General features: G+C 57.8%; 14 protein-coding genes and 1 pseudogene. 10 read left to right on the forward strand and 5 right to left on the reverse strand.

Translation table 11 applies throughout. The annotated features are described in order from the left end of the window. Positions 1-7: 7 nt before the first annotated feature. The 10 genes from tssM (at position 8) to tssH (ending at position 15,967) form a co-directional block, all read left to right on the forward strand. The gene (gene tssM / locus ACRC0P_RS12225; RefSeq protein ID WP_438631272.1) at positions 8-3,550 is read left to right on the forward strand and encodes a type VI secretion system membrane subunit TssM; all 3,543 of its coding nucleotides are present in this window, start codon (positions 8-10) and stop codon (positions 3,548-3,550) included. 17 nt (positions 3,551-3,567) lie between these two features. Continuing rightward, positions 3,568-4,245 carry a type VI secretion system-associated protein TagF gene (tagF, locus tag ACRC0P_RS12230; RefSeq protein WP_438631274.1) on the forward strand — a complete coding sequence of 226 codons (678 nt, stop codon included), beginning with the start codon at positions 3,568-3,570 and terminating at the stop codon, positions 4,243-4,245. A gap of 685 nt (positions 4,246-4,930) precedes the next feature. Beyond that, complete coding sequence (gene tssA / locus ACRC0P_RS12235; protein ID WP_438631276.1) at positions 4,931-6,205, forward strand: type VI secretion system protein TssA; 1,275 nt, start codon at positions 4,931-4,933, stop codon at positions 6,203-6,205. Between the two features lie 56 nt (positions 6,206-6,261). Beyond that, complete coding sequence (tssB, locus tag ACRC0P_RS12240; RefSeq protein WP_438631278.1) at positions 6,262-6,783, forward strand: type VI secretion system contractile sheath small subunit; 522 nt, start codon at positions 6,262-6,264, stop codon at positions 6,781-6,783. Next, entirely contained in the window at positions 6,780-8,267 is a 1,488-nt protein-coding gene (tssC, locus tag ACRC0P_RS12245; protein ID WP_438631280.1) for a type VI secretion system contractile sheath large subunit, read from the forward strand. The genes tssB and tssC (ACRC0P_RS12245) overlap by 4 nt, the downstream gene beginning before the upstream one ends. Before the next feature lie 150 nt (positions 8,268-8,417). Further along, a complete protein-coding gene (gene tssC / locus ACRC0P_RS12250) occupies positions 8,418-9,851 on the forward strand; it encodes a type VI secretion system contractile sheath large subunit (RefSeq protein WP_438631282.1) in 1,434 nt (477 codons plus the stop codon). A 15-nt stretch (positions 9,852-9,866) separates the two neighbouring features. Continuing rightward, on the forward strand, positions 9,867-10,340 hold the full coding sequence (tssE, locus tag ACRC0P_RS12255) for a type VI secretion system baseplate subunit TssE (protein ID WP_438631284.1): 474 nt from the start codon (positions 9,867-9,869) through the stop codon (positions 10,338-10,340). Next, entirely contained in the window at positions 10,340-12,169 is a 1,830-nt protein-coding gene (tssF, locus tag ACRC0P_RS12260) for a type VI secretion system baseplate subunit TssF (RefSeq protein WP_438631286.1), read from the forward strand. The genes tssE and tssF overlap by 1 nt, the downstream gene beginning before the upstream one ends. After that, positions 12,133-13,263, forward strand: a complete 1,131-nt coding sequence (tssG, locus tag ACRC0P_RS12265) for a type VI secretion system baseplate subunit TssG (protein WP_438631288.1) — start codon at positions 12,133-12,135, stop codon at positions 13,261-13,263. The genes tssF and tssG overlap by 37 nt, the downstream gene beginning before the upstream one ends. A gap of 25 nt (positions 13,264-13,288) precedes the next feature. Then, positions 13,289-15,967: a type VI secretion system ATPase TssH gene (gene tssH / locus ACRC0P_RS12270; RefSeq protein ID WP_438631290.1), complete on the forward strand. Its 2,679-nt coding sequence runs from the start codon at positions 13,289-13,291 to the stop codon at positions 15,965-15,967. Positions 15,968-16,042: 75 nt separating this feature from the next. Here tssH and ACRC0P_RS12275 read toward each other — a convergent pair whose 3' ends face one another. The 5 genes and pseudogenes from ACRC0P_RS12275 to ACRC0P_RS12295 form a co-directional block, all read right to left on the reverse strand. Continuing rightward, complete coding sequence (locus ACRC0P_RS12275) at positions 16,043-16,336, reverse strand: PAAR domain-containing protein (RefSeq protein ID WP_438631292.1); 294 nt, start codon at positions 16,334-16,336, stop codon at positions 16,043-16,045. A 4-nt stretch (positions 16,337-16,340) separates the two neighbouring features. After that, positions 16,341-16,919 (reverse strand): DUF6931 family protein, encoded by a 579-nt coding sequence (locus ACRC0P_RS12280; protein WP_438631294.1) that lies wholly within the window; start codon positions 16,917-16,919, stop codon positions 16,341-16,343. A gap of 11 nt (positions 16,920-16,930) precedes the next feature. After that, a complete protein-coding gene (locus ACRC0P_RS12285) occupies positions 16,931-18,838 on the reverse strand; it encodes a type VI secretion system Vgr family protein (protein ID WP_438631296.1) in 1,908 nt (635 codons plus the stop codon). Positions 18,839-19,021: 183 nt separating this feature from the next. Continuing rightward, a complete protein-coding gene (locus ACRC0P_RS12290) occupies positions 19,022-19,492 on the reverse strand; it encodes a hypothetical protein (protein WP_438631298.1) in 471 nt (156 codons plus the stop codon). A 526-nt stretch (positions 19,493-20,018) separates the two neighbouring features. After that, a pseudogene (locus ACRC0P_RS12295) lies at positions 20,019-20,169 on the reverse strand (IS4-like element ISCARN115 family transposase); the annotation flags it as partial.

Genomic DNA, 20,169 nt, shown 5'->3' on the forward strand with positions numbered 1-20,169 from the left:
GCTATTCATGAGACGCCTGCGCGATTTTTTCACCAATAAATGGGTGGTCGGTTTTATCGGCCTGACGGCGCTGTCGCTGTTGATCTGGTTTGGGGCGGATTACATCAAGTTCGGCGAGGACAACGCCACCCTGTCGACCGGTGTGCGCATCACCATCATCGTTTTCCTCTTTGCGATCTGGCTGGTTTGGAACCTCAGCCAGTGGCTGGTCGAAAGGCGGCAGAACCAGGCGCTGATCGACAGCATTGAAGAATCCCGGGAGAGCGAGGTCGATCCGGATGAGGAGCGCAGCCAGGAGGAACTCGGCGCGCTGTCACAGCGTTTCCGGGAGGCCATGGAAGTCCTGCGCAAGGCCAGGTTCAAGTCGCACAAGGGCAACGTATCCCTCTACCAGCTGCCCTGGTACATCATTATCGGCCCCCCCGGTTCCGGCAAGACGACGGCGCTGATCAATTCCGGCCTTGAGTTCCCCCTGGCCGGCAGCCACGGCAGGGAAGCGCTCGGCGGTGTCGGCGGCACGCGCAACTGCGACTGGTGGTTTACCAACGATGCGGTGCTGATCGACACCGCAGGGCGATATACCACCCAGGACAGCCACCGCGTACACGACAACAGTGCCTGGCAGGCATTTCTGGGACTTCTCAAACGCTATCGCCGCCGCCGCCCGATCAACGGTGCCCTGGTGGCCATCAGTCTCCAGGACCTGATGGTGCAGACGGCGGAGCAGCGCCTGCATCAGGCCAAGACCATTCGCCAGCGGATCAATGAATTGCAGCAGCAGTTGGGGATCCGCTTTCCCATCTACCTCACCTTTACCAAATGCGACCTGGTTGCGGGCTTCAGTGAATTCTTTGACAACCTGTCGCAGGCGGAGCGGGAGCAGGTCTGGGGTATCAGTTTTCCCGCCGAGAGCAGCCCGGCCGCCGGTACGCCCCTGGAAAATTTTGTCGCCGAGTTCCAGCAGTTGATCGAGCGGCTCAACCAGAGAATCCTGTGGCGCGTTCACAACGAGCGGAATGTCGAAAAGAGGGCATTGCTGCAGGGCTTTCCCGCCCGGCTGGAAAGTCTGCAGGAGGTGTTGAGCGATTTTGTAAAACAGACTTTCAGTGCCAACCGGTACGAAACGGTGCCCATGGTCAGGGGGGTGTATTTCACCAGCGGTACCCAGGAGGGCAGCCCGATCGACCGGATGATGGCTTCGGTAAGCGCGGACTTCGGTCTCGAACGCGACGCGGGCCGTAATTTTCAGGGAGTTGGAAAAAGCTATTTCCTGCACCGGCTGCTCAAGGACGTGGTCTTTCCCGAAGCGGAACTGGTGGGCGTCAACCGGAAGATAGAGGCCGCTACGCTGTGGCTGCGCAGAGGGGTCTATGTCTCGCTGGCCGCAGTTTTTGTCGGGGCCCTTTTTCTTTGGACGGGCAGTGTTGCCCAGAACAAGATCTACATGAACGAGGTCAACGATCACATCGCCCGTTATCGGGAGAACAGGCGGGAAATCACGGGCCGCCAGCCCACCCCCGTCGAGAGCCTGCAGCTGCTGGAACCGCTGCGCCACGCCGCCTCGGTGTATGAGAGAGAGGATCATCCCTGGCTGAGCAACCTGGGTCTCTATGACGATCGTGTGGACAGGGCCGCCGATCGCCTGTACCGGGACCAGTTGCTCAGTGTATTTCTGCCTTCCCTGGTGCGGGATATCGAGCGCGACCTGGCCCGGATGGGTGCGGAGGACTCCGCGCTGACGGATACGCTGAGAACCTATCTGATGTTTTTCAATCCCGACAAACGGGACGGGGAGGTCCTGCAGGGTTACTACACCGCGAGCTGGGAGCGCCAGCTGCCCGGCGAGGCGCAGCAGCAGGAGCAACTGGCGGTACATTTGCAACAGCTCTTCGCGCAACCGCTGCCGGAGAACCTGCAGGCCAATGAGCGCGTGGTGGCCCGCGCGCGGCAACAGCTGCGACGCATTCCCGTTCCCCAGCGCCTGTATGCCCAGCTGAAGAGCAGCGATATGGGTGTGACGCCGGTGGATCTATACGGGGAGATCGGCGGGGACACCGAGCAGTTGTTCGGCCTCCAGGCAACTGATCCGCGCTTTTCCATCCCCTACCTGTACACCAAGGCCGGCTACAAGGAGCAGGACTTCGGCGCCGATTCCCCACTTATGACCAAACTGTCGGGGGAGCGGTGGATCTATGGCGGCGATATCAGTGGGGAGGATTTCAGTGAGGCCGACCGGGAGAAACTCGGCGAAGAGGTGAAGCGGATTTATCTGAGCGAGTACCACCAGCGCTGGCAGCGGTTCCTCGGCAGCTTTTCGATACAGGGTTTTCGCACCACCAGCCAGGCGCTGGATACGCTGTCCAAATTGTCGGACCCGGTATATTCGCCGCTTCTGGCCGTGTCGGAAATTACCGCGGACAACACCCGGCTGACCCCGCGGCCGGAACTGCCGACGGACACCTCCGGTGTTGCACTCCCGGTCTCAAGCAACGCGCGCCGTGCGGGTTCCGCGGTGGCCGGAGGTGCCGCCGCCGCTTTACAGGAACGTTTCGAGCCGACCATCGTCGATCTCCGCTTCGAGGAACTGCAGCGGATCACCCAGAGTGAAAAAGGCCGGCCGGCCAGGGTGCAGGAATATCTCTCCGCGATTAGCAAGGCGCAGGAATTCCTGACGGAGATAGACAGCGCCCCGGATGCCAACGAGGCCGCTTTTGCCAGCGCCAAAGAGCGCTTCGCGGGTGGCGGCGGGGAGGCCATCAAGCAGCTCCGCATAAAGGCCGCCAACGCCCCGGCGCCCTTCGACCAGTGGCTGACCGATATCGCCGACAACACCTGGGCCCTGGTGATGGCCAAGGCCAAGCTGCACGTCGACCGGGTCTGGCGCGAGCAGGTGTACAGCAGTTACAGCCGCAGCCTGGCCAACCGCTATCCGCTGCGCGCGGGCCGGGATCAGGAAGTGCCGATCATGGAGTTCAATGAGTACTTCAAGCCCGGCGGCACCGAACAGAAATTCGTCTCCGGGTACCTGAAACCGTTCGTCGACACGCGGAACTGGAAGGTGAAATCCCTGGAGGGGCAGAGCCTGGGTCTGTCCCGGGGAGCGCTCTCGCAGCTCCGTCGGGCCGACCGCATCCGCAGGACCTTCTTCGGCAGTGGCGAACAGGCGGGCTACTCCTTCCGCATCGAGCCCACCAAGCTGGATTCCGGCGTCCGGCTGTTTGCCCTGGAAATGGGTGGACAGCGGGTTCCCTACTCGCACGGTCCGAGAACCCCCAAGAAGTTGGTCTGGCGGGGTGGGGAGAGCAACCGCGCGCGTGTTATTTTTGAGGATCTCAACGAAACCGTGCACCGCAGCCATTTTGAAGGGGACTGGGCCTGGTACCGCCTGCTCGCCGACTCCGACCTGCGGCCCGGGCGCAGCAGTACCGAGTACTTTGTCACCTTTGAGAAGCAGGACCGCAAGGCCGAGTTCCGGTTGACCGCCTCCGGTATCGAAAACCCGTTTGACCGCAGCCTGCTCCAGGGCTATCGCTGCCCGGAAACCCTGTGATTTAGAGGCCTGCAAAAGTGTCGAGTGCAAAGGGATTATTCGGAAAGCTCCCCGGGCATGGGGATTTTATCCAGCGCCAGCTGCCCGGCAGCTTCGTGACGCCGTGGGATGAATGGCTGCAGAGAGCCGTCCACGGGTCGCGGGAACTCGTTGGGGAGCCCTGGCTGGATTACTACCTTACCAGCCCCATCTGGCGTTTTGTGCTGTCCAGCGGTGTTCTCGACGAGAGCGCCTGGGCGGGTGTGCTGGTACCCAGTGTGGACAGTGTGGGCCGGTATTTTCCCCTGACCATGGCCGTACCTGTTCCCGCGTCCGCGCAGGCAAACCCTTTTGCCGTGCAGGTGGGCGCGGACAGCTGGTATCGGCTGTTGTCGGATCTGGCCATCGATGCGCTGCAGAGCGCCCTGCAGGCGGACCAGGTGATGGAGCGGTTTCCGGATTTTCCCGCCGGCGCGGCCGGCGGCGGAGAGTCCGCATTTTTCGGCGCGGCGGTTACCGCCACCAGTGAAACCGGGAGCATTGCCGGCAGCTATCCCAGCCTGCTGAATCAGCTGTACAAGCAGCAGTACCCCAGTTACAGCCTCTGGTGGTGCTCGGGCTCCCAGTATCTGGCGCCCACCACCCTGCTGAGCCCCGGTCTTCCCGAGCCCAGCCTCTACTGTTCCATGCTCGGCGCGCAGAGCCGGCATTGGTAGAGGCCCGTCCGAGGAGTGATTTGTGAACTATATAATGGCATTCGTGTCGGGCCTCAGTCACGCTACCAGCTCCCAGCGGCAGATCTTGGGCTGGGAGATGGTTAAGAAGAAAGTGGTACGATTGTGCTATTTTCGCGGGTATCCGATTTTAGGGCCAGATACAAGTGCCATTCTTAGTTGGTACGGTAGTGCTTGTTTTTGTGGGGCAGTATCCAATTGTGAGTTAGATTAGGTAGAATTGCGTATGGCTGTGGGCATGAATCTGTTTTCAGCGTGTGTCGGTCGAGGCTGAATTGCAACGGTGCCGGGAGAGTCGGCAGTGTGAGTGCTCTTGGATGGCCGCGGAGGGCTGGGATGGCCCCTACTAATAAAATTGATATGCACGGAACGCAGGTCGCCAGAATGTCTTCCCAGGTTGTTTTTACAGGATCGCTCCGTGACGGGTTCAGCCGCCACCGGGGGATAGAGGAGCTGCCGGCGGGACTGGCCCTGCCGGATTACAGTGCCGCCCTGCTGCAACAGTGCCTGGCCAGGTTGACTTCGGGGAGTGGCTTTCGTATGAACCTCTGTGCTCGGTACCCTTGTGCTGTACGGTGGGCTGGCTGCCTTGATCAGCTTATTCACGGCAGACACTCTTTCCAATAAGCATCAAGACAAAGGAATTATTTGAGTCAAAGGAACTTCCATGGCATTCCCCAATATAATCAGCATCGACGAGTTGGCTGCTCCGATTTCAGAGGGCCAGCCGACAGGCAGCGACATTCGAGAAGATCGCTCGCCGACCTCCGATTACTACACCATCAAAGATTCCCGCAACAGTGCCCGCGCCGCCGAACGCTCCGCCATGTTCGACGACAGCGATGCCGATCTGCTCGCGCCCTGGCACGATGTGGCCAAATGCGCTGAGAAAATTCTCTCGGCCCAGAGCAAGGACCTTGAAGTCGCGACCTGGTATACCGAAGCGTTGATCCGATTGCACGGATTTCCCGGCCTGCGCGATGGCTTTGCGTTGATAGAACGCCTGGTGAAAGACCACTGGGACGGCCTCTATCCCGAACCCGACGAAGACGGTCTGGAAACCAAGGTGGCGCCGCTGACGGGCCTGAACGGCGACGGTGGCGACGGCACCCTGATGATGCCGGTCCGCAATGCCGCCATTACCCCGGAAAGTGATTACGGTGCCTATTCATTCTTCCAGTATCAGCAGGCCCGGGACGCGGACCGCATCGCCGATGACGATGCCAAGGCCGCCCGGCTGGAGGCCCTCGGGTACAGCTTCGATGAAATCGAACAGTGCGTGAACGCCGCGAGCAACGAGTGGGCGCAGGATCTGGTGGAAACCCTCGAAGAGGCGTTGGCCCACTATAAAAACATCAGTGAAGAGTTGCGCTCCAGTTGTGGCCACGACGCTCCCCCCTTCACCAATATCACCACGCTTCTGGACGAGGTGCTGCGGACCACGCGCTTTGTCTACAAGAGCCAGTTGGAGTCGCTGGCCGCTTCGGCGGCGCCCGCAGAGACGGAGGCGGGCAGCTCCGAAGGCGGGGAGAGCAGCTCCCCCGGCGGGGCGATGCCCGCGGTCGCCGGTGTATCCATGCCCACCGGGCCGGTCGCCTCGCGCGAAGATGCCCTGAAGCTGCTCGAAACAGCGGCCAAGTACTTCCGCACCTACGAACCCCACACCCCGCTGGCGCCGGGCCTGGAGCGTCTTATCGGCTGGGGTCGCATGACCGTATCGGAACTGATGGCCGAACTGTTGCCGGATGACCAGTCCCGATCGATCTACTCCCAGTTGACCGGCGTCAAGCTCGACGGTTCTGATACTCAGCGTTACGTCGCACCCCCTCCGGCCGCCAGTGCACCGCAGGCGCCCGCGACTGCAGAGACTCCGGAAGCGTCTTCGGGCCAGGCAGAGTGGTCGGAGGAATCACAACCGGCGGAAGCCGGCGTAGGCTGGTAGACAGTTAAACTTTTTTAAACTTTTACACTTCCTAAATTGAGGAAAGGAGATCAGAGATGTCCGAGAGCATTCACAGCAAGCTGAAGCGTGTGCGCAAGCCGCGCGTCCATATTACCTATGATGTCGAAACCAACGGCGCCGAAGTCAAGAAGGAACTGCCGTTTGTAACCGGTGTGATGGGCGATTATTCCGGTGACAACGCCGAGAACCGGAAGGCCCTGAAAGAGAGAAAATTTGTCCAGATCGACCGCGATAACTTCAACGACGTGATGACCAAGGTCAATCCAAAACTGAATCTCCAGGTGGAGAACACCCTCTCCGGAGACGGAAGCAAGATGGCTGTGGACCTGGATTTCAAACATATGGATGACTTCTCTCCGGAGAGTGTTGTCGATCAGGTAGAGCCGCTGAAGCAGCTGCTCGAGGCTCGCAGCAAACTGCGCGACCTGCTGAGCAAGGCGGACCGGTCGGAAGATCTCGAGAAAGTTCTGGAAGACATTCTGAAAAGCACCGAAAACGTTGGCGCTATCTCTGAACAGCTGGGCCTTGGTGAAAACAAAGGAGAAGAATCAGAATGAGCACCGAAGCAGAAAATGCAGTAGAAAATGAAGCCGAAGAGCAGTCGGTCAGCCTGCTCGACCAGGCCATTTCTGCGACCAAGCAGACTTCGCCGGACGAAGCAAAGGATCTAATCTCCAACCTGACGGAGCAGGTTCTGAAGGGGACGGTAACCTGGGATCGAAACCTGACCCAGACGATCTCAAAGGCTGTCCAGGCAATCGATGAGGCCATGTCCAAGCAGCTTTCGGCCATTCTGCACGACGAGAAATTCCAGAAGCTGGAGGGCTCGTGGCGCGGTCTCAATCACCTGGTGATGAACAGCGAAACCGGCGCGACCCTGAAGATCCGCATGTTGAATATCACCAAGCGGGAACTGTTCCGCGACCTGGACAAGGCTGTTGAGTTCGACCAGAGCCAGACCTTCAAGAAAGTCTATGAAGAAGAGTTTGGTACCGCGGGCGGCGAACCTTTTGGCTGCATGATCGGCGACTTCGAGTTCACCAGCCACCCGGAGGATGTCGAACTGCTGAGCAAGATGTCCAACGTGGCCGCCGCCGGTTTCTGTCCCTTTATCTCCGCCGCCGGAGCCGGAATGTTCGGTTTCAGCGATTTCACCGAGCTGTCCAAGCCCCGGGACCTGGGTGGCATTTTCGAGTCCGGCGAATACATCAAGTGGCGCAGTTTCCGGGACAGCGAAGACTCCCGCTTCGTTACCCTGGTGATGCCCAGGACCCTCGCGCGCACGCCCTACGGAGCCAACACCAAACCGATTGAATCCTTCAATTTTGAAGAGTTCGAGGTGGATGAGTCCGGTATGTCCCGCCCCGCCGAGCACGATCAGTACTGCTGGATGAACGCCGCCTATGTGATGGGTACCACCATGACCAAGGCATTTGCGGAGAATTCCTGGTGTACAGCCATTCGCGGTGCAGAGGGTGGCGGTAAGGTAGAGGGGCTGCCGACCCATATCTTCAAGAGCGACGACGGCGATCTGGACCAGAAGTGCCCGACGGAAGTTGGTATTACAGACCGCCGCGAAGCGGAGCTCAGCAGCCAGGGTTTCCTGCCTCTGTGCCATTACAAGAATACCGATTACTCGGTTTTCTTCGGTTCGCAGAGCACCCAGAAGCCGAAGGCCTATGACGATCCGGATGCAACCTCGAACGCCGCCATCTCCGCCCGCCTGCCATACCTGATGGCCACGGCGCGGATCGCCCATTACCTGAAGGTTATGGCGCGCGATAAAGTAGGCTCCTTCATGGAAGCGAGCGACTGCGAGCGCTGGCTGAACAAGTGGATCACCCAGTACACCAACTCCAACCCGGATGCCAGTGCGGAGATGAAAGCCAAGTACCCCCTGGCCGAAGCGAGAGTGGAAGTGAAGGAAATTCCGGGCCAGCCCGGCTGCTACAGTGCCGTTGCCTACCTTAAGCCCTGGCTGCAGATGGAGGAGTTGACCACCTCCATGCGTATGGTGGCCAATATCCCCACAGCGGGATAATAATCCGCGGCCCGCCCGGGCGGGCCGCTCTTTTCCGACTGACAGATTATCCGTGGGAGTCCTGCCTTGCCCGCTCCATCTAGCGACCACAATTCCGGCGATTGCGGAATAGAGCTGCCTTCGCAGTTGCTTACTGGTCAGGGAGCGGATTTGCAGAAATTTTTGCGGGAACCGGATGACCTGTTCGCCTTTGAATACTGGCTGTCGGAAATATACCCATGCCCGCAGCCGGAGCAGTTTACCGTCCGCCAATGGTTGAGCCGCCTGGTGGCGGAACTGGACGAGCTGATCTGCGACCAGATCAACAGCATCCTGCATCATCCGCGCTTCCAGAGGCTTGAAGCCAGCTGGCGCGGCCTGTCAATGCTGGTCCACAACACCCCGCATTCCGACAACATCAAGATCAAGTTGCTGGATGTGAGCTGGAGGGATCTCAGCAAGGATATGGAACGGGCCCCGGACTTTGATCAGTCGGGCCTTTTTCACCTCATTTACAATGAGGAATTCGGAACCCCGGGCGGGGAGCCCTTTGGCCTTCTTCTCGGCGATTATTACGTATCCCACCGCCCTTTCGCCGATCACCCCTACGACGACGTCTTTACTTTGCAGGGTATTGCCCATACGTCGGCAGCGGCTTTTGCACCCTTTGTCTGTGCGGCAACTCCGCAGCTGTTCGGTGTGGACCACTACGATGATCTCGCTAAGCCGATCGATTTTTCAGAGGTGTTCCGGCAAAAGGAGTATATCCGCTGGAACGGTTTGAGGGATCTCGAGGACAGCCGGTTCCTGGCGGTTACCTTACCGCAGGTGCTTCTGCGCCAGCCCTACAATACCCAGTTCTCCCGTTACGGCGGCCTGCGGTTCGCGGAGCGGGTCTCTGCATCCCACAGCCGGAAATATCTCTGGGGCAATGCCTGTTTCGCAATGGGTGCGGTGTTGATTCGGGAGTTCAATGACGTGGGCTGGTTTTCGCATATCCGGGGTGTTGCCAGGGATCACCTGGGTGGCGGCCTGGTATCCCAACTGCCCGTGGTCTCGTACAAGCCGGATACAACTTCGAATATGGTGCGCATGTCCACCTCTATCCTCGTGACGGATTTTGTGGAGCGGGATTTGAGTGAACTGGGATTCTCCTGTCTGTGTCACTGTTACGATACTGCGTACAGCGCATTCAACAGTGTTCCGTCGTTACAACGGCCAAAGCAGTACACCACCAAGGCGGCCACCGCCAATGCCCGCATCAGCGCCATGTTGCAGCAGATTCTCTGTGCATCGAGATTTGCCCACTACATCAAGGTGATGATCAGGGACAAAGTGGGCGCCTATATGAACGCCCAGGACTGTGAGCGCCAGTTGCAGAAGTGGCTGGATCGCTACACCACCGGGCGCGATGACCTGTCCTGGGAGATGTTGGCCCGCTACCCTCTCAGGGAGGCCCGCGTGCGGGTGGTGGACGAGCCGGGAAAAGCTGGCAGTTATCAGAGTGTGATCCACCTGAAAAGTCACTACACCGTTGACCACTTGGTTTCCGAGTTGAAACTTACCACCGCTCTGGCTCAGATCGGCGTAGGCACGATACGATAATTAGGGCCCACTTTTATGCGAAAAGATAAACGTCTTCTGGCCCCGGTACTCGACAGGCTGTTGGAATCGTCCCGCAACATGGATCTGCACCAGCCGCACCAGGTACTGAAGCAGCTTCGGGAGGGCGTCCGACGGGATCTGGAGTACCTGTTCAACACACGCTATCGCTGTTTATCGGCTCCGGAAACTCATACCCATCTCAGTAGTTCCAATATCAATTTCGGCCTGCCGGACCTGTCGACAATCAATCTTTCCTCGATGGACAGCCGAAAGCGGTTCTGCCGGGAAATCGAGAGAACGATACTGGACTTCGAGCCCAGAATCCGCTCGGTAAAAGTGACGAGCCAGGACAAGGTGGATGTCGAGGACCCCAGCATACGCTTTCGTGTCGAGGCGGTTCTGCATGTCAACCCCGCGTCGGAGGTCATAGTGTTCGATTCCGCTTTGAATCCGGTAACTCAGCTGGTCGATGTATCGGAGATTATGTAATGAGTGAAAAGCTGATTGATCTCTACGAGCGGGAACTGGCGTTTATCCAGCAGACGGCTTCCGAGTTCACCAAAATACATCCGGCCGCAGCTTCCAGGCTGCAGCTGGATACCGATACCGTGGACGATCCCCTGGTAGGCCGCCTGCTATCGGGCTTTGCCTATATGAACGCGCGTGTCCAGCAGAAGCTGAGCGACGATTTTCCAGAGCTTACCGATGCAATGCTGGAGACCTTATATCCCCATTACCTGAGGCCGATTCCGTCCTGTGCCATCGTGCAGTTCGAGCCGGAACCGGACCTGGATGCGATTACCCGTGTCGATGCCGATACCCTGCTGGAAACTGACAGCTTTAACGGGCAGACCTGTCGCTTTACCAGCCGTTACCCGGTCGACATCTGCCCTTTCCAGGTGGTCAGCGCCAGCCTGATGCCGCGCCCCTTTATCGCGCCCGGGTGCAATGATATCCAGGGGGCCAATGCGATACTCAAACTGTCTCTGAAAACGCTCAGCCAGGATCTGAGCTTCTCGGAAATACAGCCCGGGAAATTGCGTTTCTTCCTCCGGGGGCAGCCCAGCCACGTCTACGCGCTGTATGATCTGCTGCTCAGCCGTTGCGTAAAGCTGGTGGTGGCCAGCGGTGAAACCGATCCAAAACCCACTTTTATGGGGCCGGATGCCATACAACAGGTCGGGCTGGAGCCGGACCAGGGCCTCCTGCCATACCCGGACACCGCATTTGTCGGCTATCGCCTGCTTACAGAGTACTTCGCCTTCCCGGAAAAGTTTCTCTTTATCGATATCTGCGATCTGCAGGGAGCCATTAAGGACGGTTATGGCGATACACTCAATCTGTATTTCTACCTGTCGGAAAACCACGACGAACTGGAAAAGCAGATTGCTGCCAGCATGTTTGCGCTGGGCTGTACGCCGGTTGTCAATCTGTTTCCACAGACGGCGGACCCGATACCGCTCAGCCATACCGAATACAGCTATCATGTGGTGCCCGATGCGCGTCGAAGTGACGGCCTGGAGGTCTATTCGATCGACGCAGTTGGTGCAACGGATGGCAGCGGCAAAACAACCCCGTATCGGCCTTTCTATGGCATTCAGCACAGCCGCCACCACGCCAGGCAGTCGGCATTCTGGTATGTTCGCCGCCGCGACGTGGTAGAGGGCGAGCACCGCAATGAACAGGCAACGGAATTGGATATCTGCCTGGTGGACCTGGATTTCAATCCACATCGTATCAGTGACCAGACGCTCGATCTGAAGCTGACCTGTTGCAACCGCAACCTGCCGAAAAAGCTGCCCAGTGGCAATTCACAGCCTTACCTGGAAGTGGTCGACGGCGATGCTCCGGCAAGCAGAATCAGCAGCGTGATATCTCCAACGGCGACCTTGAGGCCACCGCACCGCGAGCGGGGCTACTGGCGGTTGATTTCACATCTCAACCTCAATCACCTGTCCCTTTCGGGTCCGGGGGGCTGCGACGCGCTGAAGGAGATTTTAAGGCTCTATGATTTCCGCGATTCAGCCAGCACCAGAAACCTGATCGAATCGCTGTTGAAGGTCAATACGAGGCCGATCACCGCGCCGATACAGATAGATCAGAGCGTTGTACTGTGCCGGGGAACGGAGGTGGAGATCGAGCTGGATTCCATGATGCTGTCCGGCACCAGCCCGCTGTTATTTGCCAGCATTATAGAGCGCTTTCTCGGCCTCTACTGCTCACTGAATTCCTTTACCCGACTGATTGCCACACTGAGTGGCAGAGATGGAGAACTGAAGCGATGGCCACCTCGCGCCGGCGACAAAGCTTTACTGTAATAGAGCGCCTGCGCCGCGAGCCCTATTGCTTCGACTTCTTTCAGGCGGTCAGGCTCCTTGAGCATGCGGCGGCGCTGGGGGGAGACGGTTGCGCCGGGGAACCGATTGCCGGCTCCTCCCCTCCATCGCGCGAGGTAGTGCGTTTTAGCGCGCAGTCGAGCCTGTCATTTGTCGGCTCCGATATTCTCCGCCTGGAGCAGCATCAAAGCCGCGATACCGGGCACGCCGACGGCGAGCTCAGGCAGTGGAAGATGGATGTCGGGTTCACCGGCCTGATCGGCAGCCAGGGCGTAATGCCCTACTACCTGACCGAATTGGTTCTCCGGGAGTTGCGGGAGAAGAGCACCGCATTGCGCGACTTCCTGGATATGTTTAACCATCGCCACGTCTCACTGTTCTACCAGGCCTGGCACAAATACCAGCTGCCGGTCAATTACGAGCGGCAGCACCTTCGCAAAGAGCGAGAGCTGGATCTGTTCAGCCACGCACTGGCATCGCTCTCCGGGCTCGGTACCAGTGAAATGCGTTACCGAATGCCGCTGCCGGACGAAGCCTTGTTTGGCATGGCGGGACACTTAGGCCGGCAACAGTGTTCTGCGGCCGCGCTGGCCAGTATGATCCGCCATCACTTCGGCCTCAATGTCAGCATCGAGCAATTCCGGGGACAGTGGGACGAATTGCCGGAAGATGTGCTCTGTCGCATGCCCGGGCCGGAATATCCCCAGGGAGTGAATAATTGCCTGGGGGTCAACACTGTACTGGGCACCATGTGCTTCCAGGCACAGAATAAGTTTCGCGTAGTGGTTGAACCAATGGCGTACGACCAGTTCATGACCATAGCCCCCGGCAGTGACAAGCTGGAAGCGCTCAAGTCTTTTATTCAGTTCAGCGCCGGCGTGGAAATGGATTTCGAAATCTCTGTAACCCTGTTTACCGGACAGGTAGTGCCGGTCCAGTTGATTGATGAGCCCGACGCCCAGCCGCTATTGGGCTGGAATACCCACATGTCCAGTGAACACCAATCTGACCAGCGGGTGGAGATCGCCCTGAGTGCGGACCGGGTTTCTCCCGATGAAGCACTGCCCGCAGCCTGATAATCCCCAAAAGGAACTTTGAATAATGATCAATATCGACCTGAAGCGCCTCGTGGATACCATGACCCCCCATATGCGCGATTCCCTCGAAGGGGCAGCGGGGCTCTGTCTGGCCCAGAGCCAGTACAATGTGGAACTGGAACACTGGCTGTTGAAGCTGCTGGATCAGTCCGACACCGACCTGTACCACCTGCTGGAAAAACACGATGTCAATCCATCGAATCTCGCCAAGCAGCTGGCGACAACCATTGCGAAGTTTAAATCGGGGAGCAGCCGGCCGGCAGCGCTTTCGCCGACGATAGTCGAAGGCGCAAAAAATGCGTGGATGCTCGCATCCATCGACTATGGACACCGCTCCATAAGTTCCGGCCACCTGCTGGCTGCATTGCTGTTGGAAGAAACCTCGCGCCGGCAGCTTCTGGAATCCTGCCCCGAGCTGAAATCCATAGCACCGGAATCCATCCGCGAAACCGCCCGGGCAATGTTTGGCCGCAGTGGCGAATCCAGCCACATAACTGGTGGCGGCGACGGGGACGAAGGGGCTGCCGCGGTGGCAGCCGCTGCGAGTAAGGCGCCGTCGCTGGATAAATACACCATCAACCTCACCGAACGCGCCCAGAAAGGGGAGATAGACCCGGTTCTGGGGCGGGATGAGGAAATACGACAGTGTATCGATATCCTGACCCGTCGCCGGCAAAACAACCCGATCCTTACCGGCGAGGCCGGTGTTGGTAAAACCGCCGTGGTTGAGGGGTTTGCACTGCGCATCGCCACCGGCGACGTGCCGGACCCGCTGAAAGGCGTCGCCGTGCGCACCCTGGACCTCGGTCTGCTCCAGGCCGGCGCCAGTGTAAAAGGGGAGTTCGAAAACCGCCTCAAGTCCGTTATTGAGGAAGTGCGGGCCTCGGCAACGCCGATCATCCTGTTTATCGATGAGGCGCACACCATGATCGGAGCCGGGGGTAAAGAGGGACAGGGGGATGCCGCCAACCTGTTGAAGCCTGCACTGGCCCGCGGCGAACTGCGCACGATTGCCGCAACCACCTGGGCGGAGTACAAAAAGTATTTCGAGCGCGATCCGGCGCTCACCCGGCGATTCCAGGTTGTGAAGGTAGAGGAACCCAGTGAAGAGAAAGGCATCGACATGATGCGCGGTATAGCCTCTTCACTGGAGGAGCATCACCGCGTGCGTATCCTCGACGAGGCCATTGTTGCCTCTGTGAAGTTATCCCATCGGTATATTCCGGGGCGCCAATTGCCGGATAAATCCGTCAGTCTGCTGGACACCGCCTGCGCCCGTGTCGCCCTTGGCCAGTCGGCAACCCCCGGAGCGATTGAAGACGCCAGGCGGATAATAGAGCGCGCTAAAACCACCATCCAGAAACTGCAGCGCGAAAATGCCGCCAGTGGTGAACATGAAGAGCAGCTGCAAACATTGTCCGAACAGCAGGCGGAGGCCGAAGAGCGCCTGAACGCGTTGCAGGCCCAGCATAATCAGGAACAGGAGCTGATCGTACAGATCCACAAACTGCGGGATCAAATCGATGACCTTTTTCAACAACAGCAGGCCCAGCGGCAGCAGGGCGAAGAGCACACCCTGGACGCCGCCACCATGGCCGATCTCAAGCAGCAGTTGCAATCGCTTTATGCGCAGCTCCAGGAGGTACAGGGCGATACTCCGTTGATGCAGCCCGCTGTGGATGAACAGGCCATTGCCGAAGTGGTCGCCAACTGGACCGGCATCCCGGTTGGCAAAATGGTCAGTGATGAAATAATCGCGGTACAAACTCTGGCTGAGCGCCTCGAACGGCGTGTTATCGGACAACCCCATGTCCTTGAGGCCGTTGCGCAGGCGATCCGCACGTCACGCGCCGGCCTGACAGACCCACGCAAACCGGTGGGCGTGTTTATGTTCTGCGGAACCAGCGGCGTCGGCAAAACCGAAACAGCCCTGGCCCTGGCAGATGAGCTGTTTGGTGGGGAACAGAATATAACCACTATTAGTATGGCCGAATTCAAGGAGGAGCATAAGGTTTCCATGTTGCTGGGTTCGCCTCCGGGCTATGTCGGCTACGGAGAGGGCGGTGTATTGACCGAGGCGGCCCGCCGCAAGCCCTACTCGGTGATTTTGCTGGATGAAATAGAAAAGGCGCACCCGGGCGTTCAGGATATCTTCTACAACCTGTTCGACAAGGGCACGATAAAAGACGGAGAAGGGCGCGATATCGACTTCAAGAACACGGTTATCATCATGACCTCCAACGCCGGTGAGGACGCCATCCGCGCAATCTTCAACCAAGTGGAGGAAAAGCCGGAACCGGAAGTATTGCTGGACAATATCCGCCCGCACTTGCTGCAGAAATTCAAACCCGCCTTCCTCGGTCGTGCCAACGTGATCGCCTACTATCCGCTGGATGACGCCGACCTGGTGGAAATCTGCAAGATCAATATGCGGCGTATCGAGAAGCGGGTCAAGGAGCACTACGGAGCCAGCTTCAGCTATGACGAAGATGTGCTGATCAATATAGTCGCCCGGTGCCAGGAGTCCGATACCGGGGCGCGAAATATTGAGGTGATTCTGAATCGGACGTTGTTGCCGTCACTGGCTAGTGAATGCCTGGATAAAATGGCCAAGGGAGAGGAGATTGCGGCCATTCATGTGAGTGCGACTGAAGAAGGTGATTTTAGTTACCAGGTTGGCTAATTGGCCAGAGCGGCCCTCAGAGGGGCCGCTCTTTTCAATTCGTTTTACAGCCGGTTGCGGGAATCGATCTTTTGACTAACCCCCAATCAGGACTGTCGGGCATCCCACCACGATCTTTCCTCCGTGCGCTGTCGTATCTCCCATCCGCGCCGCCGGCTTACCCTGGATCATCACTGTGGTGCTGCCCATGGCCACGGTGTCGGGAGGGCCGACGCAGGTGCAGGTGCTGCCCACAGTCGCTGATGGCATCTTGCCGATAATGACGGTGGGTCCGCCGGGGCTCAGTATCGGTCCACCGACGTGCGGGACCGTGCCGGTCACCATTGGGCAGACGTGCATATCCGTGATACGGGATGCTGGTTTTCCCATCGTTCTACTCCTCGATTCGTCCGTTGCCGCCTCTTGCCAGATCCAGCCCCTGCTTCATGTAGCGAATAAAACGCTCGCTGGGGTCCACAGGGTCATAGAGCACTGCTGCAAGCGTTATACTGCCGGCCACCGCATGGGCATACAGGTGCTGGGGCGGCTCAATAGCAGGTTCTCCCTCTGCAGCCAGGCTGCCGTGGCACCAGCTTGCAGCCGTCGCCGCCCAACTGGCGGGTGTCTGGTGTTTGGTTTTTTCCCCGAGCATCTTGCAGCGCAAACGGCCCTCTTCACTGGGCTTTTTGGTCCAGCTTTCAGCGGCGATAAGGGCGTTTATATTGTCCTCATCGGTTTGCGGGTTCTGGATGTCGCGGGCTGCCAGGCACGCCCACCACACGGCTTCACGCTTGGGCAACCCGTGTGCGAGAAGCTTGATCGCATCCGGGTAGAGGCCGGCTTCCATCAGATGATTGATGCTTACCTCTGGTGCGGTATCCGGTACCAGGTGTTCTTCTGCCTCTTCGCTCACGTCGAAATTTTCCAATAACTCGGCGGCGGTCAGGGCCTGAACTTTTATCAGATCTGTCATCGCTTACTCCATCAATTGATCATGGTCACGCCGCCTTTCAAGGTAAGCATGCCGCCGCCCTTGACTTCGGCTGTGGCGTCGCCTTTGAATGACAGCATAGTGCCCTTGATGGTAATCCCGGCGGGTGTCAGCTTGATGCTACTGCCTCCCACCTTGAGCTCGATGGATGTCTTGGAAGTAATCTTGACCGCTCCCATGACATCGGTGGTCTGCGTCCCCTGGCTGACCTTGAGCGTATGATTTCCCGACCCCAGGGTGGTTTTCTGGTTGCCCTTATCGATCTTGACAATCTGGTCCCCTTTGGCAATGGTGACTTTCTCACTGCCGTCGGTGACCGTTACGCTGCGGTCCTGCTTGATCTCCAGGGTCTGCTCATTTTCGATCTTGCCGGTCTGGTCGTGGTGGATCACGAAGTTGTGGTCCCTGCCGGCCTCCATGTAGATCTCTTCCTTGCCGCCCTTGTCGTCGAAGCGCAATTCATTGAACGCGCTGCCCTCGTACTCGGTTTTCCAGCCGCTTTGGGTGGCGGTGTAGTTGGGGCCGGGGTTGTCGCCGTTGTAGACGGCACCGGTGACCAGCGGGCGGTCCGGATCTCCGTTGATGTAAGTCACCACCACTTCCTGCCCGATACGGGGTACGAAGTTGGCGCCCCAGTTTTTGCCGGCGAAGGATTGCATTACCCGTATCCAGCAGCTGTTCTGCGCGGAGTTCCAGGGAAACTTCACCTTGATTTGGGTATAGGGGTCCTGGGAGCTGTCGGAAGCTGTGGCTTTTACTTCCAGTACCTGGGCCACCTGCGGCGAGTGAATCCTGTTGGAGCGCGCGAGCGGGTCCGGCCGGGGCATTACCGAAGCGGGCACGCAGCTGAACGTACTCCTGAAGTGCGTTTGGCCGCTGTTGCTGTCTGCCGCGAGTAATTTTACGGATGTGAGCAGGTACTTGCCTTTCTCCGTGCTCAGCGTGTGGTCAAAGTCAAAGCGGCCGCCGGCGCTGAAGGCGGGGCAATCGCTGCTCCCGTGGGCCATGTCGAACTGCGCCTCCTGGGATTCCATGGCCCTTTCCGCCAGCGCCTTGTGGTAGCTGTCCTTGAATTTGCGCTTGTGCTCACCGTCTTGCTCGAAGTGGTTCAGCCCGTAGAGGCTGCGCATATAGCTGGAAATATCGTTAAGCTTGCTGGTGGTCTTGACTTGCTGCTTGTTGTCCTTGGTCGCGGTGAATTCATTGTAGTCCTTGAACTCAAAACCGCCGCCGTGATAGTTGAAGACCCGGTCCCAGCTGCTGATGGTGTGCTTGGTTGGATGACTTCCGCCGCCGTCGTACTCCACCTTTTCCGATTCGCAGTCGTAGAAATCCTGTGGGTCGTCGCAGAGTACCAGCTCGTGCTGCCCATCGCTGTGTTTGAAGTAGTAGACAATCCCTTCTTCAGACATCAGGCGGCTGATGAAATCGAAATCGCTCTCATCGAACTGCACGCAGTACTCGCGGGTGATGTACTCCGCGTTGAGCTTTGTGGAAAGCTTGATGACCTTGCTGTACTCGCCCAGCACTTCCTCCAGGATCTGCTTGGCCGACTTCTTCTCGAAAACGCGGTTTTTACCGCCGAGCTTGGTAAACCACAGGCCCGGGCTCAGTATCGCCGTATAGCTGCGCATGCCCTCGGCGTTGACGTCGTGCATGGAGAAGTGGGTCACATAACCGCTGATATAACGCGGTGTCTTGGCATGGTGGATGGCCGCCGTCATCACCTTGCCGACGACATCGTCCTGGGTGACGGTGTGATTGTCGGAGAGCAGTTTGAGCGTGTAGTTGAACGGCTTCGAGATATGCTCTTCGCCGTCTATCATTGTGGCAATCAGTGCGTCCTTGCCGAGTGGGCAGTCGACGTTGATCATCCGTTTGTCTTGGCTAAGAATGGACATGCTTGTCACCGGGTTCCTGAGAGGTTGTCATGGTTTGAGCTTTGTGCTCTGAATTCAAAAATTTGTATTTCTCTGTGGTGGTCATCAGAGGCGGGCCTTGTATTTTGTAATTGATGTCTTCTCAAAATTCAACCTATTGATTTCTGATTGGCATGTAAATTGTAAGGCCTGCCCCGTGGCCGCTTATTGATGATTCTGTTCCAAGGCGTTGACTGCTTCTTCAATCTGTTTTCTACGTAGCTCTTCGTATTTTTCAAAGGTTTGGTGGAATAATTTCTTCTTTACGAACGGGTATTGAAGGTAATAGGAACGGGAAAATCCATTGATGTGGATTTTAGATTTTCCATATATTGCCTGTTCTTCGCTCCACTCATTATCCAATCCTCGGATAGTAACTTTATATGTACTTACGGACTGATTTTCTATGTCTAAAATGTAAGTCGCAAAACTTCCTCTTATGAGTACGAAGTTTTGACATGTGGATTGCTCAATGCACTTTTTGTAGTCTGTATGACCAACTAGTATTGGTGTGCTTTTAAAAATATCAAAATCCCCGTGGCTTGTTTTGATCGAAAGACCATAGGCGTCACATCCCATTCTGATCTCTCCAAGTGGATATAACTCAACATTTTCTATAGCAGCAATTTTTTCCATAAGGTCTCATCTTCGTCTTCTGGGTCAGGCCTGAATGGCACTAAGTTAAGGCCTGGGGCGGGCCTGCTACCGGGGGTTCTTTGCGGGACACGCCGTAAATACGTCCCTGTAGGCTTGTCTGCGAGGTCCCTCTCGCAGACAGTCCCGCAAAGAACCCCCGGCATCAGGCCCTTCGCATCAAGCTTATTGCTTAACTTAGCGGCATTCGTGTCTGACCTTAATACCGCTACCTTAAGCCGAAAATCGGCATATTTGTAGGATGGGCAAAGCGTAGCGTGCCCATCAAGGCCCCGGAAGATGGGCACGTCGCTACGCTCCTTTGCCCATCCTACGGCTGAAACAACGCTTAAGTCAGTACGCATTCGGGGTCAGGCCTTGCATTTTGAGTACGCATTCGGGGTCAGGCCTTGAGTACGCATTCGGGGTCAGGCCTTGCATTTTGCAACTGGTACGCTAGCAAAGCACAATTCTCTGTGTGAAATGTAAGGCCTGACCCCCGCGCGCACATGACCCCCGCGCGCACACAAACCAGCTCCGAAATCATTTCCACCGGCAGCCGCTGACGCGCTTTGCAGTAGGCTCCTGTATTGGTACTGATGGATGGGAGCCCACCGGTTAGCCTGGCAATGGCAGATTGGTTGACAATGTTCTGACAGGACCGATCGGCGTGCATCGCT

The sequence above is a fragment of the Microbulbifer sp. genome (assembly GCF_051659245.1).
Taxonomy (GTDB): Bacteria; Pseudomonadota; Gammaproteobacteria; order Pseudomonadales; family Cellvibrionaceae; genus Microbulbifer.

Bases quoted from the DNA above. Each gene is read 5' to 3' on its own strand.
- ACRC0P_RS12285 (WP_438631296.1), bottom strand. From the start codon at position 18,838: ATGTCCATTCTTAGCCAAGACAAACGGATGATCAACGTCGACTGCCCA.
- tssM (WP_438631272.1), top strand. From the start codon at position 8: ATGAGACGCCTGCGCGATTTTTTCACCAATAAATGGGTGGTCGGTTTT.
- ACRC0P_RS12290 (WP_438631298.1), bottom strand. From the start codon at position 19,492: ATGGAAAAAATTGCTGCTATAGAAAATGTTGAGTTATATCCACTTGGA.
- tssA (WP_438631276.1), top strand. From the start codon at position 4,931: ATGGCATTCCCCAATATAATCAGCATCGACGAGTTGGCTGCTCCGATT.
- tssC (WP_438631280.1), top strand. From the start codon at position 6,780: ATGAGCACCGAAGCAGAAAATGCAGTAGAAAATGAAGCCGAAGAGCAG.
- tssE (WP_438631284.1), top strand. From the start codon at position 9,867: ATGCGAAAAGATAAACGTCTTCTGGCCCCGGTACTCGACAGGCTGTTG.
- tssG (WP_438631288.1), top strand. From the start codon at position 12,133: ATGGCCACCTCGCGCCGGCGACAAAGCTTTACTGTAATAGAGCGCCTG.
- ACRC0P_RS12280 (WP_438631294.1), bottom strand. From the start codon at position 16,919: ATGACAGATCTGATAAAAGTTCAGGCCCTGACCGCCGCCGAGTTATTG.
- tssF (WP_438631286.1), top strand. From the start codon at position 10,340: ATGAGTGAAAAGCTGATTGATCTCTACGAGCGGGAACTGGCGTTTATC.
- tssB (WP_438631278.1), top strand. From the start codon at position 6,262: ATGTCCGAGAGCATTCACAGCAAGCTGAAGCGTGTGCGCAAGCCGCGC.
- ACRC0P_RS12275 (WP_438631292.1), bottom strand. From the start codon at position 16,336: ATGGGAAAACCAGCATCCCGTATCACGGATATGCACGTCTGCCCAATG.
- tssH (WP_438631290.1), top strand. From the start codon at position 13,289: ATGATCAATATCGACCTGAAGCGCCTCGTGGATACCATGACCCCCCAT.